Annotated in this window: 19 protein-coding genes; 12 read left to right on the forward strand and 7 right to left on the reverse strand. The window is 63.8% G+C overall.

Annotated features, from left to right (window positions below):
• Window positions 1–2 precede the first annotated feature (2 nt).
• Window positions 3–725, forward strand: coding sequence for a class I SAM-dependent methyltransferase (locus QZ497_RS07155; protein WP_295472609.1), 723 nt, complete (start codon window positions 3–5; stop codon window positions 723–725).
• 57 nt (window positions 726–782) lie between these two features.
• The gene (locus tag QZ497_RS07160; protein WP_295472611.1) at window positions 783–4,307 is read left to right on the forward strand and encodes a glycosyltransferase; all 3,525 of its coding nucleotides are present in this window, start codon (window positions 783–785) and stop codon (window positions 4,305–4,307) included.
• A 96-nt stretch (window positions 4,308–4,403) separates the two neighbouring features.
• Here the strand turns inward: QZ497_RS07160 and QZ497_RS07165 are convergent, their stop codons facing one another.
• The 4 genes from QZ497_RS07165 to QZ497_RS07180 all read right to left on the reverse strand — a co-directional run bounded on the left by QZ497_RS07165 (window position 4,404) and on the right by QZ497_RS07180 (window position 8,407).
• Entirely contained in the window at window positions 4,404–4,994 is a 591-nt protein-coding gene (locus QZ497_RS07165) for an acyltransferase (protein WP_295472613.1), read from the reverse strand.
• Between the two features lie 157 nt (window positions 4,995–5,151).
• A complete protein-coding gene (locus QZ497_RS07170) occupies window positions 5,152–5,844 on the reverse strand; it encodes a HAMP domain-containing sensor histidine kinase (RefSeq protein ID WP_295472615.1) in 693 nt (230 codons plus the stop codon).
• A complete protein-coding gene (locus tag QZ497_RS07175; protein WP_295472617.1) occupies window positions 5,841–7,442 on the reverse strand; it encodes a tetratricopeptide repeat-containing response regulator in 1,602 nt (533 codons plus the stop codon). Before QZ497_RS07175 ends, QZ497_RS07170 begins: the two co-directional genes overlap by 4 nt.
• A 284-nt stretch (window positions 7,443–7,726) precedes the next feature.
• Window positions 7,727–8,407 (reverse strand): TIGR04211 family SH3 domain-containing protein, encoded by a 681-nt coding sequence (locus tag QZ497_RS07180; RefSeq protein ID WP_295472619.1) that lies wholly within the window; start codon window positions 8,405–8,407, stop codon window positions 7,727–7,729.
• 475 nt (window positions 8,408–8,882) lie between these two features.
• On the opposite strand from QZ497_RS07180, the gene ppnN reads away from it, so the two are divergent.
• A complete protein-coding gene (gene ppnN / locus QZ497_RS07185; RefSeq protein WP_295472621.1) occupies window positions 8,883–10,256 on the forward strand; it encodes a nucleotide 5'-monophosphate nucleosidase PpnN in 1,374 nt (457 codons plus the stop codon).
• A gap of 54 nt (window positions 10,257–10,310) precedes the next feature.
• On the opposite strand, the gene QZ497_RS07190 is transcribed toward ppnN, so the two are convergent.
• A complete protein-coding gene (locus QZ497_RS07190; RefSeq protein ID WP_295472623.1) occupies window positions 10,311–11,177 on the reverse strand; it encodes a helix-turn-helix domain-containing protein in 867 nt (288 codons plus the stop codon).
• A gap of 145 nt (window positions 11,178–11,322) precedes the next feature.
• Here QZ497_RS07190 and pobA point away from each other — a divergent pair, with 145 nt between their 5' ends.
• Window positions 11,323–12,507 (forward strand): 4-hydroxybenzoate 3-monooxygenase, encoded by a 1,185-nt coding sequence (gene pobA / locus QZ497_RS07195; protein ID WP_295472625.1) that lies wholly within the window; start codon window positions 11,323–11,325, stop codon window positions 12,505–12,507.
• A 167-nt stretch (window positions 12,508–12,674) separates the two neighbouring features.
• Window positions 12,675–13,997 (forward strand): MFS transporter, encoded by a 1,323-nt coding sequence (locus QZ497_RS07200; protein ID WP_295472627.1) that lies wholly within the window; start codon window positions 12,675–12,677, stop codon window positions 13,995–13,997.
• Window positions 13,998–14,063: 66 nt separating this feature from the next.
• Here the strand turns inward: QZ497_RS07200 and hpaR are convergent, their stop codons facing one another.
• Window positions 14,064–14,486 carry a homoprotocatechuate degradation operon regulator HpaR gene (gene hpaR, locus QZ497_RS07205; RefSeq protein ID WP_295472629.1) on the reverse strand — a complete coding sequence of 141 codons (423 nt, stop codon included), beginning with the start codon at window positions 14,484–14,486 and terminating at the stop codon, window positions 14,064–14,066.
• Between the two features lie 363 nt (window positions 14,487–14,849).
• A complete protein-coding gene (hpaA, locus tag QZ497_RS07210) occupies window positions 14,850–15,752 on the reverse strand; it encodes a 4-hydroxyphenylacetate catabolism regulatory protein HpaA (protein ID WP_295472631.1) in 903 nt (300 codons plus the stop codon).
• 194 nt (window positions 15,753–15,946) lie between these two features.
• Here hpaA and QZ497_RS07215 point away from each other — a divergent pair, with 194 nt between their 5' ends.
• From QZ497_RS07215 to hpaH, 7 genes are all read left to right on the forward strand, one after another.
• Entirely contained in the window at window positions 15,947–16,618 is a 672-nt protein-coding gene (locus QZ497_RS07215; RefSeq protein WP_295472633.1) for a fumarylacetoacetate hydrolase family protein, read from the forward strand.
• Window positions 16,615–17,394 carry a fumarylacetoacetate hydrolase family protein gene (locus QZ497_RS07220; RefSeq protein ID WP_295472635.1) on the forward strand — a complete coding sequence of 260 codons (780 nt, stop codon included), beginning with the start codon at window positions 16,615–16,617 and terminating at the stop codon, window positions 17,392–17,394. The genes QZ497_RS07215 and QZ497_RS07220 overlap by 4 nt, the downstream gene beginning before the upstream one ends.
• 5 nt (window positions 17,395–17,399) lie before the next feature.
• Window positions 17,400–18,860: a 5-carboxymethyl-2-hydroxymuconate semialdehyde dehydrogenase gene (gene hpaE / locus QZ497_RS07225; RefSeq protein WP_295472637.1), complete on the forward strand. Its 1,461-nt coding sequence runs from the start codon at window positions 17,400–17,402 to the stop codon at window positions 18,858–18,860.
• Window positions 18,861–18,983: 123 nt separating this feature from the next.
• Window positions 18,984–19,907: a 3,4-dihydroxyphenylacetate 2,3-dioxygenase gene (gene hpaD / locus QZ497_RS07230; protein ID WP_295472639.1), complete on the forward strand. Its 924-nt coding sequence runs from the start codon at window positions 18,984–18,986 to the stop codon at window positions 19,905–19,907.
• A gap of 55 nt (window positions 19,908–19,962) precedes the next feature.
• On the forward strand, window positions 19,963–20,373 hold the full coding sequence (locus QZ497_RS07235) for a 5-carboxymethyl-2-hydroxymuconate isomerase (protein WP_295472641.1): 411 nt from the start codon (window positions 19,963–19,965) through the stop codon (window positions 20,371–20,373).
• Window positions 20,374–20,423: 50 nt separating this feature from the next.
• Window positions 20,424–21,734: an MFS transporter gene (locus QZ497_RS07240; protein ID WP_295472643.1), complete on the forward strand. Its 1,311-nt coding sequence runs from the start codon at window positions 20,424–20,426 to the stop codon at window positions 21,732–21,734.
• A 10-nt stretch (window positions 21,735–21,744) separates the two neighbouring features.
• Window positions 21,745–22,548: a 2-oxo-hept-4-ene-1,7-dioate hydratase gene (gene hpaH, locus QZ497_RS07245; RefSeq protein WP_295472645.1), complete on the forward strand. Its 804-nt coding sequence runs from the start codon at window positions 21,745–21,747 to the stop codon at window positions 22,546–22,548.
• Window positions 22,549–22,555 lie beyond the last annotated feature (7 nt).

A 22,555-nucleotide genomic window follows, 5' to 3' on the forward strand; every position in this document is an offset into this window, starting at 1 on the left:
TCATGCGTACCTGCCCGGTCTGCTCTTGCCGTTTCCCGAATTTCTACCCGTTGTCCAGAGGGCATCTGGAGATCACCAACCGCCTAGGCGTCTTCTACTCCATTGAAGATTTCGAAACGCTGAACCTCGGCCAGTACAGCTGCCCGGAGTGCAATGCCTCCGACCGCGACCGGCTGTACGCCCTGTATGCGATGCACCACATGAATCACCCACCAGGGCAACCCCTGCGCATTCTCGACATCGCCCCCGCGCCGGTGCTATCGGCTTTCCTGCGCAGCCTGCCCAATGCCCGCTACCGCTCTGCCGACCTGTTCTCACCGCTGGCCGATGACAAGGTCGACATCATGGACATGAATATCTACGCGGACGAATCATTCGACTTCATCGTCTGTTCGCACGTGCTGGAACATGTACGTGATGACGCGCGGGCCATTGCCGAGCTGTACCGGGTACTGGCCAAGGGCGGTTCGGCGATTCTGATGGTGCCCATCCTGCTGACCATCGACACCACTGACGAAGACCCTGACGAGCGCAGCGAAGATGAACGCTGGGCACGCTTTGGCCAGGACGATCATGTGCGCATGTACGCCAAGCATGACTTCGTCGCGCGCCTGCGGCACGGCGGCTTTCACGTCGAGGCCCTGGACACCCTCGCCTTCGGCGCAGGGACCTTCCGGGAGCATGGCATCACCGAACAATCGGTGCTCTACGTCGGCCGCAAGTAAGCCATTTAAAAGCGGCCTGCCCCTGGCTGGCCCTCATTCTTCAAAACGGGTATCGCGATGAGTTCATCACGCCTGGTCAGTATTGTCATTCCCGCCTACAAGGCGGATTTCTTCGAAGAGGCGCTGATCAGCGCCCTGCGGCAAAACCATGATCAGATCGAAATTCTGGTCTGCGACGACTGCCCCACCGATGCCATCCAGCGCATCGTCGAACGCCTGACACCGGGCAGTCGCTGGCCGATACGCTATTTGCGCAATCCCGAGTCACTGGGCGAAGCGCGCAACATCGCACGTGGCGTACGCGAAGCGCGCGGGGAATACATCAAGTTTCTCTACGACGATGACATTCTGGTTGCGGATTGCACCCGCCTGCTGTTCGAGGCATTGCATCAGCAGCCCGACATCAAACTGGCCTCCGGCCGCCGCCAGCGTATCGACGGCCAAGGCAATCCACTGGCGGATAACCTGGCCACCCTGAATCCATTTGGTCGCAATGTGATGATCAATGGCCCGGACCTGGTGTCGTTCCTGGCACAGAATCCAGTCAACTTCATCGGCGAACCCAGCTCGGTCATGTGCCGTCGGCGTGACCTGCTGCCGTTCGGCGAGCAGATCATGTCGCTGGAGCAGACCCTGATCGTCGGCCTGGGCGACATGGCGATGTACCTGAAGCTGCTGCGTCAGGGCAACCTGGCGCTTCTGTCCAGGACCCTGTCGTATTTCCGCGTTTCCGAGCTGCAGACCAGCGAAGACTTGCGCATGAACCCTGGAAAAGCCAGCGAAGGCCACGCCAACCATTACCGCCTGACCCGTGAACTGGGCTGGCTGCGTCCTCGCGAACAGAACGGAACAGTCCGGGTTGCGCCTTTGGCGATGCGTGAACCGAGCCAGCCCCTGGACCTGCGCGCCTGGTTCGATCGCCGCTCGGAGTCGGCACGCAAGACCTCGGAGCTTGCACTCTGGCTGGACACACGCAAGCCGTCCGAGGCCGAGCGCGCGCTGCTAAGTGAACACCTCGCAACGAACGATGGCGGGCCGGCCATTGCCATTGTGATTTCAGACTTCAACAATCAGCCCGAAAGTGTCCTCGGCACCCTGCAGAGCCTCGGCGCACAGGCGCCGTTGCTGGACAAGATCAAGGTATTCGTCCTGGCCGACTACGACCGCGACCACCAGACGCCGCTGCAGGCGCAGTTGCCCTGGCTTTGCGCCACCCGAGAAAACCGTGGCCAAGTGATCAACCAGTTACTGGAGGACAACCCGCACGCCTGGTGGATGATGGTCGATGCCGGGATCACGTTCACCCACAGCGGACTGCTGCAGGCGGTGTTGCAACTGCTGGAGATTCCACAGGCCAGCGCTCTGTTCGGCGACGAGGTCCAGGTCGATGCCGGGCAGGCCGCCAAACTGGTATCGCGTCCGGACTTCAGCCTGGATTATCTGCTGGCCCGTCCTTCAAGCCTCGCCCGGCACTGGCTGTTCAATCGCGAACACATCCTGGCAGCGGGCGGTTTCGATAACGAGCAGGCCAACGCATTGGAACTGGACCTGATCCTGCGCCTGATCGAGCACCCGGACTTCACCGGTTTTGCACATTGCTGCGAGCCGCTGGTGGTCGCACCGGCGCCGCTGTCCCTGGAAAACCCGCATGAGGCTCGCACCCTGCAGCGCCACTTGCACGCCCGTGGCTACCTGAACTGCGAACTGCGCAGCCCGACGCCGGGGCAGTATCAGATCGACTACGGCCACGACAGCCAGCCCCTGGTGTCGATCCTGGTGCCCTGCACCGACGACCTGCAGACCTTGCTGCCCTGTGTGGAAAGCATCCTGGAGAAGACCGCCTGGCCTCGCTACGAGATCCTCATCGCCGATAACGCCAGTCAGGATGCTCAGACCGTGCAGTGGCTCGACTCCATGAGCGAGCTGCAGTCCGAGCAGATCCGTATCCTGCGCCAGGGTGAACGCCTGAGCCAGGCGGCGCTGATCAACGCTGCCGCCAGCCAGGCACGCGGCGACTACCTGCTGTTGCTGAACAACGCCACGTCCATCATCCAGCGCGAGTGGCTGCATCACTTGCTCAACCAGGCGCAGCGTCCGGAAGTCGGGGTCACGGGCGGCAAGTTGGTAGGCCTGGATGGCGGGATTGTCAACGCCGGCATGGTGCTGGGCGTGAATGGCTCGGTGTCGGTACTCACCGGCGAGCAGGCGGCCAATGCCAGTTTTGCCGAGCGGCTCGACACTGAGCAGAACTACAGCGCGGTCAGCGCAGACTGCCTGATGATGCGGACGAGCCTGTTCCAGGATCTGCAAGGCCTGGACGAACAGCTGTTCGCCGAGCGCCTGCATGATGTCGATCTGTGCCTCAAGGTGCGTGAGGCCGGTCACCTGGTGGTGTGGACTCCGCACGCCATTCTGGCCAGCCGCAACGCCTTGCAACCATCCGCCGTGCCGTCGCTGGACTTCGCCACCCGAGCGCTCTATCACCGCTGGTTGCATTACCTGGCCTGGGACCCGGCGTACAACCGCGCACTCGCCCTGGATGGCGCCCCCTTCGAAGCACAAGTTGATCCCGAGCTTGGCTGGCGACCGCTCTCGCACCGCCCCCTGCCAGTGGTCCTGGTGCAGCCGGTGGACGCCGGTACTACCGGCAATCGCCTGGCGGCTCCGCTACGAGCCCTGCGCCGCGCTGCCGTCGTGGACGGCATCATCGCCTGTCAGACCCTGTCGCTTCCGGAAATTGCGCGCCTGAGCCCTGACCTGGTGGTACTTCAGGGGCGTGGCAGCGTTGCCGACGGACAACAGATCGAACTGCTCAAGGAGCACACCAACGCCCGTGTAGTCTACGACCTGGTGGAGTTCCCGCCGTTCGCCGAACTGGGTGTCGTGGCGGCGCCGCTGCTGGAGGTCCATGCCACGCTGCGCCATAGCCTGTCCAAGGCCGACCGCATCACAGTACCCACCCAGGGGCTGGCAGACTTGCTGGAGGGCATCCATCCCGATGTGCAGGTCCTTGAAACCCGCCTGGAACCGGAAACCTGGCTGTCCCGCCAGCGACCCCGCGCCCAACGCAGCAAGCTGAGGGTCGGCTGGATTGGCAGAGCTGGACAATCCGCCGACCAGGCACCACTCGATACCGCGATCAGACAACTGGGCGACAAGGTCGACTGGGTAATCATGGGGACCTGCTCGCGTTGGCTGAAGCCCTTCGTTACCGAGCTGCATGCCATCCCTGAAGACAGCCTGTACCCAGGCCTGCTTGCAGAACTCGACCTTGACCTGGCGGTTGTTCCGGCCCCCGCCCACCCGCTGAATCGCAGCCGTGACCCTGTCGCGCTGCTGGAGCTGGGTGCCTGCGCTACGGCAGTCATTGCCAGCGACTCGCTGCCGAGCCGCAGCCTGCCGGTGACACAGGTGAGTGATGAGCCATCGGCTTGGATCGATGCGATCCTCGCGCATGTCGACCGCCGGGAGCAATGTGCGCACAACGGTGAAGAGCTGAGACAGGCGGTGGAGCGACAGGCTGCGCTGGACACAACAGCCCTGGCGGCCTGGTTCGATAAGATGAGTGGAGCACCTTCGTAACAGCGATGGATGACTGGGAAGGAGCGTGGCACGCGGGTATCGGTGCCACCTCAGCTCCTGGATGGCGCCGTTGCAGTCATGGCCTTGCCGAGCGGATCAGAGCGCGGCGCGCGAAGCCAGAAAATCCTTTTCGAGTTCCAGCAGGTCCTTCTTGCGGTCCTTGAGCTTTTTCGCAGGTGTCCCGAAGTACACCCCCCACTCGGGCAGGTCCTTGCTGACCAGCGACAAGGCCCCCACCGACGAACCCTCACCGATGCTCAGATTGGGCAGGATCACCGTACCGGAACCGATGATCACGTGACGGCCAAGCCTCACGGGGCCTGCCGTGACGCCGGTGTATTGCGGATCGACCGTAGGGTTGGTCAGGAACCGCCCCGTGTAGTCATCGGTGCGGCTGTAGATCCTGACACCTTGCGACAGGCCGCTGAAGTCCTCCATGGTGATGCCAGCCCCGGCGGACAGCAATGAATAGCCGCCGATGTGGATAAACGAGCCGAGCGTCAGCCCTCCCTGGTCACCTGCCACGATGGTGGTGTAGCCGTCGATTCTGACGTCGTTGCCAATGGAAATATTGTGCAAGCCCAGAATGGTGCAGTTCTTGGCGATCAACACGTTACTGCCCAGGCTCTTGAAGCCGAAGTCGCGCAGTTCGTGCTCGGTGTAATAACCCACATCAAAAGGATTCATGGCCAGCCACTTCAAATAGAAATACTTAACGACTCAATAACTATCCCTACCCGCTTGGCTTACGGTACACCGCCCGCCAGAAGGCCATGGACATTGCCTGGCCTCCTTTAGAGGTATAGCAGTTCACACGCTATTGCACGAATGGCTGTTCGGTCTCTCAAGGCAGGTAAAGCGTGAACAACGCGCCACCCAACTCACCACCGTTGGCCAGTTCCACGCGCCCCGGCACGCCATTGCGCGAATGCAGCGCGGCGATGTGCCCGGCGAAGTAGAGCCCCAGGCCGGTGCTGCCGTTCAGCGGATCGATGCCCTGCACCAGGGTCTGCTGCTGCTCGATCATCGCCTCCGGGAAACCGCGGCCATCGTCGTTGATGCTAATGGTCAACTGGCCGCCCTGCTCGCCAGCACGGATCACGATGGCCCGCTGCGCATAGCGGATGGCGTTGACCAGCACGTTGTTGAGCACCGAGCCGACCAGCTCGCGGTCGAAGAAACCCAGCGGGCTCTGCGGATCGACTTCGTAGCTGGCGGTCAGGCCGCGACTGTTCAGGACATCCTGGTGATGCACCAGCTGAGCCTCGAGGAAATCATCCAGGTCGTGGTAATCCGGGCGCATCGGCAGCTGGTTGACGCCCAGTTTGTAGAGCCCGAGCAATTGCACCAGCATGCTGTTCAGCCGCGCGAACTCGAACTCGACCACGCCGTGCTCGGGGCTGTCGAGCTGTTCGGGAGACAGGCGCTCCTGCCAGTGGCTATGCGCCTGGCTCAGGATCGACAGGGAATTCTTCATGTCGTGTACCGCGGAGGCGATGACCATGGAGAAATCCAGTCCCTGCTCTTGTTCACTCATGCTCCGAAGGCCCTCTCCTTGAGTTTCTGATAGCGCTCGAAACGCGCGTCGCTGTCTGGCATCTTGCCGACCATGGTCAGGCAGGTGCGGCATTCCTGAAGGTTCGCGGCGGTCAAGGTCTGGCCGGGATGCAACAATGCCTGAGCCAGGTTGAGGGCGATACTGATGTTCTTCGGCTGCAGGGCCAGGGCCTTGCGGAACAGCTCCTGGGCCTCGGCCAACTGGCCGGCCTTGTAGCTGCGAACCCCCTGGACGTTGAGGTCCAGGGCGGTCTTGTTGGCACCCAGGATCTCCGGATCATCGGTAAGGCTCGACAGGCTCTTCATGACCTGCGGATCGTCACCGTAGATCTCGGCGGTGTTCTTCAGCACGCTGGCACCCGCCTGCTCCTGCCCCAGCTGCTTGAGCTGGGTGGCCACCAGCATGGCCGCGTCAGCGCTCAGGAACTGTTCCATGTTGCCCAGCCGCGCCACCGCCTGCTCGGTCAGCTTGGCGGCGGTTTCCGGGTCCGAATGCTGCAGGCTGGCGGCCTTCATCAGCCGCGTACGCACCTGCAGGCCTTCATCTTCGGCGTGCTCCTTGGCCACGTCGCCCAGTGCCTGGTTGATTTCCACCCGAGCACGGGCATCGAGCCCGGCATCGCCGCCCTTGTTGATCAGCGCGTGGGCCAGGCCCAGGTTGGTTTCCGGGTTCTTGAAGCGCGAATGCTGGCCCTGGGAAACCGCCTGGCGGTAGGCCCGCGAGGCGCTGTCGAAGTCCTGGTTGTCCATCGCCAGCTTGCCCAGCATGGTCTGCCGGCGCACCGCCAGCGGCGACAGGCGCACGGCACTTTCCAGCACGCTCTGGGCACGCTTGGTGTCGCCACGGGCGATCAGCGTCTCGGCCAGGCCATCGAGCAAGGCGGGGAACATCGGAAACGCCTTGCTGGCTTCCTGATAGACCGTCTCGGCCTCGGCGGTGCGGTTACGCTTGAGCAGCAAGGTGCCGAGCATGCCATAGGCCCAGGGCGTCGGGCGGTCGGCGAGGATCGACTTGAGCAGGGTCTCCAGCGGTTCGTGCTGGTTGAGGTCACGCAAGGCGGCAGCCTTGTAGCGCAGGCACAGCGGCGCCAGACGCGGGTCCTGCTTGGCCAGGTTGACGCAGGCCGCCAGCACTTCAGCGGGCTTGCCACGATCCAGGGCCTGGAAGATCGGCCGAAGCAGGTTCTTGCGCTGCACCAGCTTCTCAAGACGCTGCGCCAGCCCGGCGCGGTTGAAGGGCTTGGTCAGGTAGCCATCCGGCTCCCATTCCAGAGCACTCATGACCATCGCCTGGCTGTTCTCGGCGGTGACCATGATGAATACGCTTTCATAGCTCAGCAGCCGCTCGGTCATCAGGTCTTCGAGCACGTGCTGGCCGTTCTTGCGGCCATCGCCGAGGTTGAAGTCATGCAGGACGAAGTCATAGCGCTTCTGCGAACACATGCGCAGGGCCTGCTCACCGTTGTCGGCCGTATCCACTTCCTTGACGCCCAGTTCGCGCAGCATGGACCTGACCGAACTGCGGAAGTCGGAAAAGTCATCGACGATCAGAAAGTTTTTTTGGTTGTACGCCAGCATCCAGTGTCCCGTCTCCATAGCGGCCAGAGGCCAGGCAGATGAACGCCCGACAACCCGACCCGATTCTGAGGGCGCCGATCATAACCAACGGCATAACGCCATCAAACGATTTTCGAACACCCGTTCGGCCGCCTGCCTGTCATCACAAGTTAGCAAAGCCAATGAGTTTTTCGACCTGCAAGCGGGAAACTGTAGCGACGGATCACAAAAGTGCGGAAACAGACAGGCTGAAACCTCGACCACAGACAGTTTCTGCAGTCGAGGCGGCAGCGACAGCGGTGCGATCAGACCCAGCCGTCGTTGCGCTTCTTGCGTCGGGTCATCGCCGGAAGGATCAGGCCGACCAGCAAACCGGCACCGGCGATGCTGCCGCCGTAGACCATGTAGCTCATCAGCGCCTGCTGGTTCTCGACCCCCAGACGCGCCTGGGTGTCACGCAGCTCGGATTGCGCCTTGCTCAGTTGTTCGGAAAGCGCCTTGTTGCGCGCCTCAAGCTCGTCGACCAGCGCCTTGCGCGAGTCCAGGGTTTCCTGCATGCCCTGCACGCGATTCTTCCAGGTGTCGTCGATCTTCGCCAACTGGTCGGTCAGTTGCGCGACCTCGGCCTTCAGTTGCGGCAGGCGTTCGAACTGGCCCGGCTCGTCCTGCAGGTCACTGGTGAGGATCCATACGACGCTGCCGCCCTCGCCGCGAATCTGACTGTAGGCGCCCTGAGTGCCGAGCAGTTCGACCTTCTGCCCGGACTTGAGCGTACCGACGATACGGTGACCATCGGTAGGCCCGCTGCGTACATAGGTGTTGAGGCTGTCGCTGACCCACCGATCATTTTCGGCAGCCTGCAGTGTCTGGGGAAGCAGCAGGCCCAGGGCAGCCAGCAATGCACCGGCCTTGAGGCAGCGGCGCGGTGAATCGGAGAGGTTCAGGGTCTGAACGCGGGCCAGCAGTGCGGAAAGGTGACGGGGCATGGCATTGACTATCTTGACTGAATGAAACAAAGGCTCCGTCGGTGTTGCATGAACAATCGGCAAGTGAAGCCAAGGCAAGCCGCCTTTACATACAAGACCTGGAACGGGCCAGCGCACGATGGGCATTGGCTGTGCAACTCCCACAGGAGCCGGATGTCTGCTGAAACAGACGCTTCGCCAGCCCTTCATGAGCGCTGGCGGGTGCAAGCCGTGGAAAATCCATCGGTCTACAGACCCTGTAAAAGGTGTCAGGTTCACTACCGGCCGGCGGTCGTGTCAATTTTCCGTGCTGGCGGGCACGCCACGCCGGCGGTCCGGCACCGGCGGCGGCGACTTGTGCAGCGCCAGTGCTCGGGCGGTTTGCTTTCCTGTCACGCAGCCAGCAAGAATAGTCCCCAGGCGTGAACGTCCCTGATGCTCACCATCAAGATGCCAAAGGCCCAGGGCCCGCGGCATGGCTCTAATGGAAAATAGAATGATCCCAAGACAAGTGATTAACGCCTCGGTCAGCCCCAAGGGCAGCCTTGAAACACTTTCCCAGCGCGAGGTCCAGCAGCTCTCCGCCGCCGGCTCCGGCAGCGTGTACTCCCTGTTTCGCCAGTGCGCCCTGGCCATCCTCAATACCGGCGCCCACGTCGACAACGCCAAGACCATTCTGGAAGCCTACGAGAACTTCGAAGTCCGTATTCATCAGCAGGACCGCGGCGTGCGCCTGGAACTGCTCAATGCCCCGGCCGACGCCTTCGTCGACGGCGAAATGATCGCCAGCACCCGGGAAATGCTGTTCAGCGCCCTGCGCGACATCGTCTACACCGAAAGCGAGCTGGACAGCCAGCGCATCGACCTGAGTTCCTCGCAAGGCATCACCGACTACGTCTTCCACCTGCTGCGCAATGCCCGCACCCTGCGTGCCGGCGTCGAGCCCAAGCTGGTGGTGTGCTGGGGCGGTCACTCGATCAACACCGAGGAATACAAGTACACCAAGAAGGTCGGCCACGAGTTGGGCCTGCGTAGCCTGGACATCTGCACCGGCTGCGGTCCGGGCGTGATGAAAGGCCCGATGAAGGGCGCGACCATCGCCCACGCCAAGCAGCGCATCCACGGCGGTCGCTACCTGGGCCTGACCGAACCGGGCATCATCGCCGCCGAGGCGCCCAACCCGATCGTCAACGAGCTGGTGATCCTGCCGGACATCGAAAAGCGTCTGGAAGCCTTCGTGCGCGTCGGCCACGGCATCATCATCTTCCCCGGCGGCGCCGGCACCGCCGAAGAGTTCCTCTACCTGCTCGGCATCCTCATGCACCCGGCCAACCAGGACCTGCCCTTCCCGGTATTTCTCACCGGGCCGAAGAGCGCTGAACCCTTCCTGCGCCAGCTCGATGCCTTCGTTCTGGCGACCCTCGGCGAAGCGGCGCAGAAGCACTACCGGATCATCATCGACAACCCGGCCGAGGTGGCGCGGCAAATGGCCCAGGCACTCAAGGAGGTCAAGCAGTTCCGCCGCGAGCGCAACGACGCCTTCCACTTCAACTGGCTGCTGAAGATCGACGAAAGCTTCCAGCACCCCTTCGACCCGACCCACGAGAACATGGCACGCCTGAAGCTGGACCACGACCAGCCGCCCCACGAGCTGGCCGCCAACCTGCGCCGCGCGTTCTCCGGCATCGTTGCCGGCAACGTCAAGGACAAGGGTATCCGCCTGATCGAGGAGCACGGGCCTTACCAGATCCACGGCGACCCGGCGATCATGGGCCCGCTGGACAAGCTGCTGCAGGCCTTCGTCGAACAGCACCGCATGAAGCTGCCAGGTGGCGCGGCCTACGAGCCCTGCTACCGCGTCGTCAGCTGACAGTCTGTGGGCGCGATTCCGGTCGCGCCCACTGCCGCATCGCTCTCCTGCCCCTTATCGCTGCTCGCGAAACTGCCGGGGCGACATACCCGTCGCGCGCTTGAAGAACCGTGTGAAATAGGCCGGTTCCGAGAACCCCAGGCTGTCGGATACCTGATTGATGGTCATGGTCGTGTAGATCAGGTTGCGCCGTGCCTCCAGCAGCAGCCGCTGGTTGATCACCTGCAACGCCGACTGGCCGCTCAGGCGCCGACATAACGCATTGAGGTGCGCTGCGCTGATACCCAGGCACCGTGCATGCTCGTCGATCGGCCAGTGCAGGCGAAAACTCGACTCCAGCTGATGCATGAACGCCTGCAGGTGCTCACGTCCGCGATCCGGAGCGGCCACCTCTGCGGTTGGTTGGCCGCCCTGGCGATGCAGCCAGACCATCAACTGACTGATCAGCGCCTGCAACATCAGTTCACGGCCCGAGCGCAGTTGCAGGTACTCCTCGACAATGGCGCTGAACAGCCGATCCACCGGCTGCCCGTCGCCTGCCAGCCGGTGACAGCGCGCCTCACCCAGCGCCAGGCCATCGAGGGCCGCTTCCATTCGTTCCACCAGCGGCATGGCCAGGGTCAGGATATGCCCCTGGATGTCCTCGGCAAACTTGAAGGTGTGCACGCTCAGCGCGGGCACCACCAGCAGTACCGGGCCGTCCACTTCATGTACCTGGTCCTCGACCTTCAAATGCGCATGCCCCGTACGCACGAACAGCAGTTGCACCAGATCGCCGTGCCGATGCGGCTTGATTTCCCAATCGTGCAGGCTGCTGCGCTCGGCAATGGATTCGCAGTGGATCAGGTCTGGCGTGGGCCAGGCGGTGGTTTCTCCATAGAGTTTGAAGACCGGAACAGGACTGGCAGGCGGCTTGATCATGGGAGGAAGGCATCCTCGAAAAGTCCAGATAATGCGCTCGATAGTGCCTTCTTATCCGCCATTCATCCATTAAAAATGCAGGAGACAACAACAAACCGCCTCCGCCGGCTTGCCGTGCAGAAGGCTACGAGACAGGACAACAACAATGAAAACCCAAGTCGCGATCATCGGCTCAGGCCCCTCCGGGCTGCTGCTGGGCCAACTGCTGCAACGTGCCGGCATCGACAACATCATCATCGAACGCAAGGACCCCGCCTACATCCTCTCGCGTATCCGCGCCGGGGTACTGGAACAGGGTATGGTCGACCTGCTGCGTGAGGCCGGCGTCGGCGCACGCATGGACCGCGAGGGCCTGGTTCACGATGGCTTCGAGCTGGCCTTCGACGGCCGCTGCGAGCGTATCGACCTCAAGAGCCTCACCGGCGGCCAGACCGTGATGGTCTACGGCCAGACCGAAGTCACCCGCGACCTGATGGAGGCCCGCCAGGCCGCCGGTGCACTGACCGTCTACGACGCCGAAGACGTCCAGTTGCACGAACTCAAGGGCGAGCGCCCTTACGTGACCTTCCAGAAGAACGGCGAGCGCGTACGCGTCGATTGCGATTACATTGCCGGCTGCGACGGTTTCCACGGTGTGTCGCGCCAGTCGATCCCGGCCGAGACCCTCAAGGTCTTTGAGCGCGTCTACCCGTTCGGCTGGCTAGGCGTGCTGGCCGACACGCCGCCGGTCAACGAGGAACTGGTCTACGCCAACCATGCACGTGGTTTTGCCCTGTGCAGCATGCGCTCGCCGACCCGCACCCGCTATTACGTGCAAGTCAGCGCCGAAGAGCGCGTCGAAGACTGGTCCGACGAGCGCTTCTGGGAAGAGCTCAAGCGCCGCCTGCCCACCCACCTGGCTGAACGCCTGGTCACCGGCCCGTCCATCGAGAAAAGCATCGCACCGCTGCGCAGCTTCGTCGCCGAGCCCATGCAGTACGGCCACCTGTTCCTGCTCGGCGACGCCGCGCACATCGTCCCACCCACCGGCGCCAAGGGCCTGAACCTGGCCGCCAGCGATGTCAGCACGCTGTATCGCATCCTGCTCAAGGTCTACCGCGAAGGCCGCACCGACCTGCTGCAACGCTATTCGGCGATCTGCCTGCGCCGGGTGTGGAAGGCCGAACGTTTCTCCTGGTGGATGACCTCGCTGCTGCACAAGTTTCCAGACACCGACGCCTTCAGCCAGCGCATCCAGCAGACCGAGCTGGACTATTACGTCGGCTCACAGGCCGGGCGGCAGACCATTGCGGAGAACTACGTGGGGTTGCCCTACGAGGCGGTGGAATGATCTGACGCTTGAAATGCCTTCGGCCGGTCTTTGGGGTCGGCCCGGGCATTGTGCAAGGCAACAACAACGGCGCCATGCAACAGTGCAAGGCGCCAAAGCCTTTTGCTTGACAGGGCCATAAGATCGGCAGGCTGCCTAACAACAACAAGCCTCGAGGCCCGACTGTCATGTCCGATTCTCCGATCCGCGCGGTCGGCGACGAGGATGGCAACGCCATCTATCGCCGCATCACCCTGCGCCTGATTCCCTTCATCTTCGTCTGCTACCTGTTCAACTACCTGGACCGCGTCAACGTGGGCTTCGCCAAGCTGCAGATGCTCGACGCGCTGAAGTTCAGCGAGACGATCTACGGCCTGGGCGCCGGGATCTTCTTCATCGGCTATGTGCTGTGCGGCCTGCCCAGCAACCTGGCACTCAACCGCTTCGGCCCGCGGCGCTGGATCGGCCTGATGATGATCACGTGGGGGACCTTCTCCACCTGCCTGCTGTTCGTCACCACGCCCACCGAGTTCTACGTGCTGCGTTTCCTCACTGGCATGGCCGAGGCCGGTTTCTTCCCTGGCATCGTGCTGTACCTGTCGCGCTGGTACCCCAACCAGCGGCGTGGGCGGATCATGGCGCTGTTCATGTCGGCCATTCCGGTCTCCGGCCTGCTGGGTGGGCCTTTCTCGGGCTGGATCCTCAACCACTTCGCCGCCGGCCAGGGCGGCCTGGAAGGTTGGCAGTGGATGTTCCTGATCCAGGGCCTGCCCACCGTGGTGCTGGGCCTGATGGCCTTCGTGCTGCTGTGCGACAAGGTCGAGGACGCCGGCTGGCTGACTCCCGAACAGCGCCAGCGGGTGCGCCATGACGTCACCCAGGATGAACTGGCCCGCCCAGTGCAGGCCAACTCGTCCATCGCCAGCGTACTCACCACGCCGCTGATCTGGGTACTGGGCTTCATCTACTTCTGCATCCAGAGCGGCGTGTATGCGATCAACTTCTGGCTGCCGTCGATCATCAAGAACCTGGGGTTCAGCGACAACCTGGTGATCGGCTGGATCAGCGCCCTGCCCTACCTGCTGGCCGGCGTGTTCATGCTGCTGGTGGGCCGTTCGGCCGACCTGCGCAACGAGCGCCGCTGGCACCTGGTGGTGCCGATGCTGATGGGCGCACTGGGGCTGATGATGGCCGCCAACTTCGCCGCCGTGCCGGTACTGGCGATTGCCGGGCTGTGCATCGCGACCATGGGCGCGCTGACCGGCCTGCCGATGTTCTGGCCATTGCCGACCGCCCTGCTGAGCGCCAGCGTGGCGGTGGCCGGGCTGGCCCTGATCAACTCCATCGGGCAGCTGGCCGGCTTCCTCAGCCCTTACCTGGTGGGCTGGATCAAGGACCAGACCGGCTCCACCACCGTGGCGCTGTATACCCTGGCGGCGCTGACCATCGTCGGCAGCCTGACCGCGCTGCGCCTGAGCCGGCCACAAGGCCCACGCGTCGCGACCGCCTGACGACGCACAGGCCGCAACGAAAAAGCCAGACCCGCGGGTCTGGCTTTTTCATGCGCTGCACCCAACTCAGGGCTCAATGCGCTTGAGTTCGTGCAGCAGGTCCAGCAACTGTTGCATCTTCTCTTCGCCGAACTGTGCCTGGATGCGCTGATAGTTGCGCTCCATGTCTTCGCTCATCGCCACGAAGCACTGCTGGCCCTGCTCGGTGAGCCCGACCAGCATGCGCCGCTGGTCGTGCGGCGGCTTCCAGCGGCGCACGATACCGTCGCGCTCCAGGCGCGCCAGTACCCCGGTCATGCTCGGCTTGAGAATGCAGGCCTGCTCGGCCAACTGATAGCTCTCCATCTCGCCATGCTGGCGCAGGATACGGATCACCCGCCATTGCTGTTCGGTCAGGCCGTGCTCGTTCAGAGAGGGGCGGAAGAACGCCATGGCCGCTTCGCGGGCCTGTAACAGGGTAAGGGTCAGGGAAGGTCTTGGGGTCGGCATGATCTTTTTACGATGGCCGATGCGGGACCGGCGATGGGAGGGCTTGGACTGTCAGGCAACGCCGGGGACTATAGCCCAATGATAATTAACAAGTAAACGAACCAACGCCCTTTCCCCCAGCCATACAGCCGCTTGCAGGACCCTACCCTGGTGCCCCCTGAAAAGTACAAGCCGTCCTGTGCAAAAGCCATTTCCCGGCCATCTGCCTGGCCGGATCATGGCTCCCGGACAAACGCTCCATGGCAGCGGCACGCAACCAGACGGCCATGCCCGTTGCCCTGGACGATTGGATCAACCTCTCATTGCTTCGGCCGCGTTCGCGCGGCTTTTTTACCGCCCCGGCAGGAGCGCGCCATGCCGCATTCAACGCAGGCCCGGTTGCCGCTGCCGGTATTCGCCAGGGGTCATGCCGGCGTAGCGCAGGAAAAAGCGGCTGAAGTACGCCGGGTCCTTGAAGCCCAGCCGGTAACAGATCTCGTTGGCCGACAGCCCGGTGAACAACAACAGGCGTCGTGCTTCCTGCATCAGCCGTTCGAGAATCAGCCGCTTGGACGGCAGGTCGGCGATGCGCCGGCAGACATCGTTGAGCCGCGCCTCGGTGACGCCGATACCACTGGCGTAGCGCGGCAGCGGCCAATGCTCCAGGTAGTGGCTTTCGATCAGCTCGTTGAAGCGATGGAAGATCTGCAGGTCTTCGTGGCGCGCCGGGCGAGCCTGCAGCGACCGCGCGCAGAGGCGCAACAGGCTGGTCATGATCAACTGGGTCAGGTTGTCCAGCGCCATGCCACGCCCAGCCTGCGCGGCATTGATCTCGGTGCGCAGTTCTTCGAACAGAAACTCGAGGCGGCGCACTTCCCCGGCGAACTCCGGACCCAGCCGCGAAATCGCCACACAGGCAGCCGGCAGCTGCGACCCTGGCGCCAGGCTGGGGTCGGCTTCGATCAACGCCCAGACCAGTTGCTGGCGCACGGTCAGCACATGGCCGTCGCTGTCGGCTTCGGTGACGAAGGAATGCGGGATGGTCGGTGGGGTGAGGAAGAACATCGGCCCGGACTCGACGTACTGCTGGTCGTCCAGATAAACGCGCACCGTGCCGCTGTTGACGTAGTGCACCTGGAAGAAGCGATCGTGGCGATGCACCGGCATGTTGCGGCCGAAGAAGCCCGCGAGGTTGCCCAGCTTGTCGTAATGCACCTCGGCATCGCTGTAGCGCTGGTCGTAGACCTGACCGATGTTGATGTTGGGGATCGGCTGTCGCTGCTGCATCGCTCGGTTCTCGTTGTGGATCTTGTTGTCAGGGCGCGCCACGGCCGCGGCCTATGCTCCGCCTTTTCGGGTGCGACCACCAGAGGCTTTGCGGCAGGCCGCTTGACGATCGTTAACATCTTAACTTATAAAGTTAACACATTAACAATTAATCGATCAGGCAGCCTCTGCCTGGTCACTGCCAGGAGAAGAGCATGAGCCGTGCCCTGCACGACATTGCCCATGGCACCCTGTTCGGCGTTGCGCTGAATTACCGGGGCCTGCTGGAGCAACGTCACGCCGAATTCAACCAAGCGCCTTACCAGAAGCCACCGGTCAAGCCGGTGCTGTTCATCAAGACCCCCAACACTCGCAACGTGCATGACGGTGAAGTGCTTCACCCGGCCGGCGAACGCCTGCAACCGGGTCCGGCGCTGGGCGTGGTGATCGGCAAGCGCGCCAGCCGGGTACAGGCCGACCAGGCGCTGGCGCACGTGGCCGGCTACGTGATCGTCAACGAGTTCAGCCTGCCCGAAGACAGCTATTACCGCCCGGCGATCAAGGCCAAGTGTCGTGATGGTTTCTGCGCCCTGGGCCCAGAACTGGTGCCCGTCGAGCGCCTCGGCGAGGCCGGTCAACTGACCTTGCGCCTGCTGGTCAACGGTGAGCCGCGCCAGGAAAACAGCACCGCCAACTGGGTGCGCAACGTGCCGCAACTGATCGCCGAGATCACCGAGTTCATGACCCTGCATGAGGGCGACGTACTGATCACCGGCACCCCGGAAGGCCGCGTGGACGTGCAGCCCGGTGACTGCGTCGAAGTACAGATCGACGGTCTGGGCAGCCTGCGTAACCACATCGTCGCCGCACAGGAGCCACGTCCATGAGACACGCCCGCATCCGCTTCGAAGGCGAGGTTCACCAGGTCCTGGTGGAAGCCGACAACGCCGTGCGCCTGGCCGACGGGCGTCTGCTCGGCGAAGACCAGGTGCAATGGCTGCCACCGGCCACCGGCAACATGTTCGCCCTGGGCCTGAACTACGCCGACCACGCCGCCGAACTGGCCTTCAAGCCGCCGACCGAGCCGCTGGCGTTCATCAAATCGCCCGGCACCTACACCGGCCACAACCAGGTCACCTGGCGCCCGGACAACGTCGCCTACATGCATTACGAGTGCGAACTGGTCGCGGTGATCGGCAAGCCTGCGCGCAACGTCAAGCGCGAGGACGCCTTGCAGTACCTGGCCGGCTACACCGTATGCAACGACTACGCGATCCGCGACTACCTGGAGAACTACTACCGGCCCAACCTGCGGGTCAAGAACCGCGACGCCACCACCCCGGTCGGCCCGTGGATGGTCGATGCCGCCGACGTGCCGGACCCGTCCGACCTCAAGCTGCGCACCTGGATCAACGGCGAGCTGAAACAGGAAGGCAGCACCCGCGACATGATCTTCGACATCCCCTACCTGATCGAATACCTGTCCAGCTTCATGACCCTGCAGCCGGGCGACATGATCGCCACCGGTACGCCCGAGGGCCTGGCCGATGTCGTGCCCGGCGATGAAGTGGTGGTGGAAGTGCAAGGCGTGGGCCGACTGGTCAACCGCATCGTCAGCGAAGCCGAGTTCTTCGCCCGGCAAACCCAACTACAAAAGGCGTGAAGCAGATGATCAAGCACTGGATCAATGGCCGTGAGGTCGAGAGCAAAGACGTATTCGTCAACTACAACCCGGCCACCGGCGAAGCCATCGGCGAAGTCGCCAGCGGCGGCGCCGAAGAGGTCGCGCTGGCCGTCGCGGCGGCCAAGGAGGCCTTTCCGAAGTGGGCCAACACCCCGGCCCAGGAACGCGCCCGGCTGATGCGCAAGCTGGGTGAGCTGATCGAGCAGAACGTGCCGAAGCTGGCCGAACTGGAAACCCTCGACACCGGCCTGCCGATCCACCAGACCCGTAACGTGCTGATTCCGCGCGCCTCGCACAACTTCGACTTCTTCGCCGAAGTGTGCACGCGCATGGACGGCCATACCTACCCGGTGGACGACCAGATGCTCAACTACACCCTCTACCAGTCGGTGGGCGTGTGTGGCCTGGTGTCGCCGTGGAACGTGCCGTTCATGACCGCCACTTGGAAAACCGCACCGTGCCTGGCACTGGGCAACACGGCGGTGCTGAAAATGAGCGAGCTGTCGCCGCTGACCGCCAACGAACTCGGCCGCCTGGCCGTCGAGGCCGGCATTCCCAACGGCGTACTCAACGTGATCCAGGGCTACGGCGCCACCGCCGGTGATGCGCTGGTGCGTCACCCGGACGTACGCGCCATCTCCTTCACCGGCGGCACCGCCACCGGGCGCAAGATCATGCAGACCGCGGGGCTGAAGAAGTACTCCATGGAGCTGGGCGGCAAGTCGCCGGTGCTGATCTTCGAGGACGCCGACCTGGACCGCGCACTGGATGCCGCGCTGTTCACCATCTTCTCGCTCAACGGCGAACGCTGCACAGCCGGCAGCCGCATCTTCATCCAGGAAAGCGTGTACCCGCGCTTCGTCGAGGAATTCGCCGCACGCGCCAAGCGCCTGATCGTTGGTGATCCGACCGATCCCAAGACCCAGGTCGGCTCGATGATCACCCAGCAACACTACGACAAGGTCACCGGCTACATCCGCATCGGCCTCGAAGAAGGGGCGCGTCTGGTCGCCGGCGGCCTGGAGCGCCCGGCGGGCCTGCCGGCGCACCTGGCACGCGGGCAGTTCATCCAGCCCACGGTGTTCGCCGACGTGAACAACAAGATGCGCATTGCCCAGGAAGAAATCTTCGGCCCGGTGGTGTGCCTGATTCCGTTCAAGGACGAGGCCGAAGCCTTGCAGCTGGCCAATGACACCGAATACGGCCTGGCCTCGTACATCTGGACCCAGGACATCGGCAAGGCGCACCGCCTGGCGCGTGGCATCGAGGCCGGCATGGTGTTCATCAACAGCCAGAACGTGCGCGACCTGCGTCAGCCCTTCGGTGGCGTGAAGGGCTCGGGCACCGGTCGCGAGGGCGGCCAGTACAGCTTCGAGGTGTTCGCCGAGATCAAGAACGTATGCATTTCCATGGGCAGCCATCACATTCCTCGCTGGGGGGTGTGAGGCCGCTACAAGCTTCAAGCGACAAGCTGCAAGCCGTCATGCACGAATCCGCAACCTGCGACATGGCGCTTCAGGGCTTGCAGCCTGACGCGGGCGTCAACAAGAACAACAGGAGAAACCCCCATGGGCAAACTCGCTCTGGCTGCCAAGATCACCCACGTGCCTTCGATGTACCTGTCCGAACTGCCCGGCCCGCGCCAGGGCTTTCGCCAGGCGGCCATCGACGGGCATTACGAAATCAGCCGACGCTGCCGTGAACTGGGCGTGGACACCATCGTGGTGTTCGATACCCACTGGTTGGTCAACGCCAACTACCACGTGCTGTGCGGGCCCCACTTCAAGGGCGTGTACACCAGTAACGAACTGCCGCATTTCATCAGCAACATGGAATACGAGTTCCCCGGCAACCCCGAGCTGGGCAAGCTGCTGGCCGAGACCTGCAACCGCTTCGACGTCGAGACCATGGCCCACCACGCCACCACGCTGGGCCCGGAGTACGGCACCCTGGTGCCGATGCGCTACATGAACCAGGACCAGCATTTCAAGGTGATCTCGGTCTCGGCGCTGTGCACCTCGCACTACCTCAACGACAGCGCACGCCTGGGCTGGGCGATGCGCAAGGCGGTGGAAGACCACTACGACGGCACAGTGGCATTCCTGGCCAGCGGTTCGCTGTCGCACCGCTTCGCGCAGAACGGCCAGGCGCCGGACTTCGCGACCAAAGTCTGGAGTCCGTTCCTGGAAACCCTCGACCACCGCGTGGTGAACATGTGGGAAAACGCCGAGTGGCCGGAATTCTGCGGCATGTTGCCGGAGTACGCCGCCAAGGGCCACGGCGAAGGCTTCATGCACGACACCGCGATGCTGCTCGGGGCGTTGGGCTGGTCGGCCTACGACGGCCAGGTGCAAGTGCTGACCCCCTACTTCGGCTCTTCGGGCACCGGGCAGATCAACGCCCTGTTCCCGGTCACGCCGCAAGACGGCTCGGCCATTCCACCGGCCCAGGCCGCCAACCCCGCTGGCGTCGTCTCCACCAGCCGCCTCTGAGCCCGAACCCCGCAGCGGCGGCCCGGCCGCAGCTGCCTTTTGCGAGGACCCGACCATGCCCCACCTGGTGCTGCTCTATACCCCTGACCTGGAACGCGAAGCCGACATCCCCGGCCTGTGCCGCGCCTTGGCCGACAGCCTGCTCGAACAGCGCGACGAACACGGCAAGGCGGTGTTTCCCGTCGGCGGCACCCGGGTGCTGGCCTACCCTGCCGCGCATTGCGCGGTGGCCGACGGCGCCGGTGACTACGGTTTCCTGTACGCCAACCTGCGCATGGGCAACGGGCGCAGTGCCGCCGTCCACCAGGCCGTCGGCACAGGGTTGACCGACGTGCTGCGCCAGCACCTGGAGCCGATCCTGCAACGCCGCCCAGTGGGCATCACCGTGCAGATCGACGAGAGCCACCACCAGGTCTACGACGGCAAGCACAGCACCCTGCACCCGCTGTTCAACAAGGGGGCCTGAGCGCCCTCGTCCCCCCTGACGCTGTCTCACCTCACAAAAAGTACAAGACCATGAGCACCGTTCATTCCGTTACTGCTGGCACGCCTGACCAGGCCGCCAGCGACAGCACCCACCGCACCGTGACCTGGCGGCTGATGCCGCTGTTGCTGGTGTGCTACCTGTTCGCCCATCTGGATCGCATCAACATCGGCTTCGCGAAGATGCAGATGAGCGCCGATCTGCAGTTCAGCGACACCGTCTACGGCCTCGGCGCCGGGCTGTTCTTCGTCGCCTACGCGCTGTTCGGCGTGCCCAGCAACCTGGCCCTGGACCGGGTCGGACCACGGCGCTGGATCGCCCTGCTGATGGTGGTCTGGGGCCTGCTCTCCACCAGCATGTTCCTGGTGCACACACCCGCCGGCTTCTATGCCCTGCGCTTTCTGCTCGGGGTCGCCGAGGCCGGCTTTTTCCCGGGCATCTTGGTCTACCTCAACCGCTGGTATCCGGCGCGCCGCCGCGCGCAGATCACCGCGCTGTTCGCCATCGCCGTGCCCATGGCCGGCGTGATCGGCGGCCCACTGTCAGGGCTGATCCTCGAAGCCTTCAACGGCACCGGCGGGCTGCGTGGCTGGCAGTGGATGTTCGTGCTGGAAGGCTCGCCGGTGATCCTGCTCGGCCTGTTGGTCTGGCGCGTGCTGCCGGAGCGCTTCGATCAGGTGCACTGGCTCAACGACGCGCAGAAGCAACAACTGGGCGCCGAACTGGCCGGCGAGGAACAGCGCAAGACCATCACCTCCTTCAGCGGCATCCTGCGTGACGGCCACGTGTGGCTGCTGGTGGCGATCTACTTCGCGGTGATGCTGGCGGTGAACACCCTGGCGTTCTGGATGCCCACCCTGATTCACGGCGCCGGCGTGGCCAGCGACAGCACCGTGGGCCTGCTCAGCGCCGTGCCCTACCTGGCCGGTGTGTTGTTCATGCTCGGCTGCGGGCGCTCCTCGGACCGTCAGCGCGAACGCCGCTGGCACCTGTGCATTCCCCTGCTGATGTGCGCCATCGGCATCGCCTTGGCCGGCCTGGCACCCGGCAGTGCGCTGCCGGTGATGACCGGCCTGGTGGTCGCCGGCATGGGTGCCAGCGCCGCACTGCCGATGTTCTGGCAACTGCCGCCGGCGTTTCTCTCGGCACGCACACAAGCGGCCGGCATCGGCCTGATCAGCTCGTTCGGCAGTATCGCCTCGTTCCTCGCGCCCTACCTGATCGGCTGGATGCGTGACACCACCCACAGCGCCAGCCTGGCGCTCTATGTGCTGGCCGTACTCATCGCCCTCGGCGGCCTGCTGGTGCTGCGCACCCCGGCCGCCATCGTCAATCCGCAATAAGGACTTTCCCATGCTCGACCATTCGATCATCCAGCAGGCCGCCGAGCGGCTCGACCAGGCCGAACGCTCTCGCGAGCAGGTCCGGCAGTTCTCCCTCGATCACCCCGGCATCAGCATCGAAGACGCCTACGCCATCCAGCGCGCCTGGGTGCAACGCAAGATCCGCGACGGGCGCAAGCTGGTCGGCCACAAAATCGGCCTGACTTCACGGGCCATGCAGGTGTCGTCGAACATCACCGAGCCCGACTACGGCGCGCTGCTGGACGACATGTTCTTCGACGAAGGCAGCGACATCCCCTTCCAGCGCTTCATCGTGCCGCGCGTCGAAGTGGAACTGGCGTTCATTCTCGGCAAGCCGCTCAAGGGGCCCAACGTCACCCTGTTCGACGTGCTGGACGCCACCGAATGGGTGATCCCGGCGCTGGAAATCATCGATGCGCGCATCCAGCAGGTCGACCCGCAGACCCAGGCCACCCGCAAGGTCTTCGACACCATCTCCGACAACGCCGCCAACGCCGGCGTGGTGATGGGCGGCCGTGCCGTGCGCCCCATTGACATCGACCTGCGCCGGGTGCCGGCGGTGCTGTACCGCAATGGCGTGATCGAAGAATCCGGCGTATCTGCCGCCGTGCTCAACCACCCGGCCAAGGGCGTGGCCTGGCTGGCCAACAAACTGGCCCCTTACGACGTGACCCTGGAGGCCGGCCAGGTGATCCTCGGCGGCTCGTTCACCCGGCCGGTGGCCGCCAACCCCGGCGACACCTTCCACGTCGACTACGATCAGCTCGGCAGCATCGCTTGCCGTTTCATCTGATGCCTTA

Source organism: uncultured Pseudomonas sp., assembly GCF_913777995.1.
In the GTDB taxonomy this organism is placed as follows: Bacteria; Pseudomonadota; Gammaproteobacteria; order Pseudomonadales; family Pseudomonadaceae; genus Aquipseudomonas.

Coding starts and splice junctions, on each gene's coding strand:
- QZ497_RS07155 (WP_295472609.1), top strand. CDS start 3: ATGCGTACCTGCCCGGTCTGCTCTTGCCGTTTCCCGAATTTCTACCCG.
- QZ497_RS07160 (WP_295472611.1), top strand. CDS start 783: ATGAGTTCATCACGCCTGGTCAGTATTGTCATTCCCGCCTACAAGGCG.
- QZ497_RS07165 (WP_295472613.1), bottom strand. CDS start 4,994: ATGAATCCTTTTGATGTGGGTTATTACACCGAGCACGAACTGCGCGAC.
- QZ497_RS07170 (WP_295472615.1), bottom strand. CDS start 5,844: ATGAGTGAACAAGAGCAGGGACTGGATTTCTCCATGGTCATCGCCTCC.
- QZ497_RS07175 (WP_295472617.1), bottom strand. CDS start 7,442: ATGCTGGCGTACAACCAAAAAAACTTTCTGATCGTCGATGACTTTTCC.
- QZ497_RS07180 (WP_295472619.1), bottom strand. CDS start 8,407: ATGCCCCGTCACCTTTCCGCACTGCTGGCCCGCGTTCAGACCCTGAAC.
- ppnN (WP_295472621.1), top strand. CDS start 8,883: ATGATCCCAAGACAAGTGATTAACGCCTCGGTCAGCCCCAAGGGCAGC.
- QZ497_RS07190 (WP_295472623.1), bottom strand. CDS start 11,177: ATGATCAAGCCGCCTGCCAGTCCTGTTCCGGTCTTCAAACTCTATGGA.
- pobA (WP_295472625.1), top strand. CDS start 11,323: ATGAAAACCCAAGTCGCGATCATCGGCTCAGGCCCCTCCGGGCTGCTG.
- QZ497_RS07200 (WP_295472627.1), top strand. CDS start 12,675: ATGTCCGATTCTCCGATCCGCGCGGTCGGCGACGAGGATGGCAACGCC.
- hpaR (WP_295472629.1), bottom strand. CDS start 14,486: ATGCCGACCCCAAGACCTTCCCTGACCCTTACCCTGTTACAGGCCCGC.
- hpaA (WP_295472631.1), bottom strand. CDS start 15,752: ATGCAGCAGCGACAGCCGATCCCCAACATCAACATCGGTCAGGTCTAC.
- QZ497_RS07215 (WP_295472633.1), top strand. CDS start 15,947: ATGAGCCGTGCCCTGCACGACATTGCCCATGGCACCCTGTTCGGCGTT.
- QZ497_RS07220 (WP_295472635.1), top strand. CDS start 16,615: ATGAGACACGCCCGCATCCGCTTCGAAGGCGAGGTTCACCAGGTCCTG.
- hpaE (WP_295472637.1), top strand. CDS start 17,400: ATGATCAAGCACTGGATCAATGGCCGTGAGGTCGAGAGCAAAGACGTA.
- hpaD (WP_295472639.1), top strand. CDS start 18,984: ATGGGCAAACTCGCTCTGGCTGCCAAGATCACCCACGTGCCTTCGATG.
- QZ497_RS07235 (WP_295472641.1), top strand. CDS start 19,963: ATGCCCCACCTGGTGCTGCTCTATACCCCTGACCTGGAACGCGAAGCC.
- QZ497_RS07240 (WP_295472643.1), top strand. CDS start 20,424: ATGAGCACCGTTCATTCCGTTACTGCTGGCACGCCTGACCAGGCCGCC.
- hpaH (WP_295472645.1), top strand. CDS start 21,745: ATGCTCGACCATTCGATCATCCAGCAGGCCGCCGAGCGGCTCGACCAG.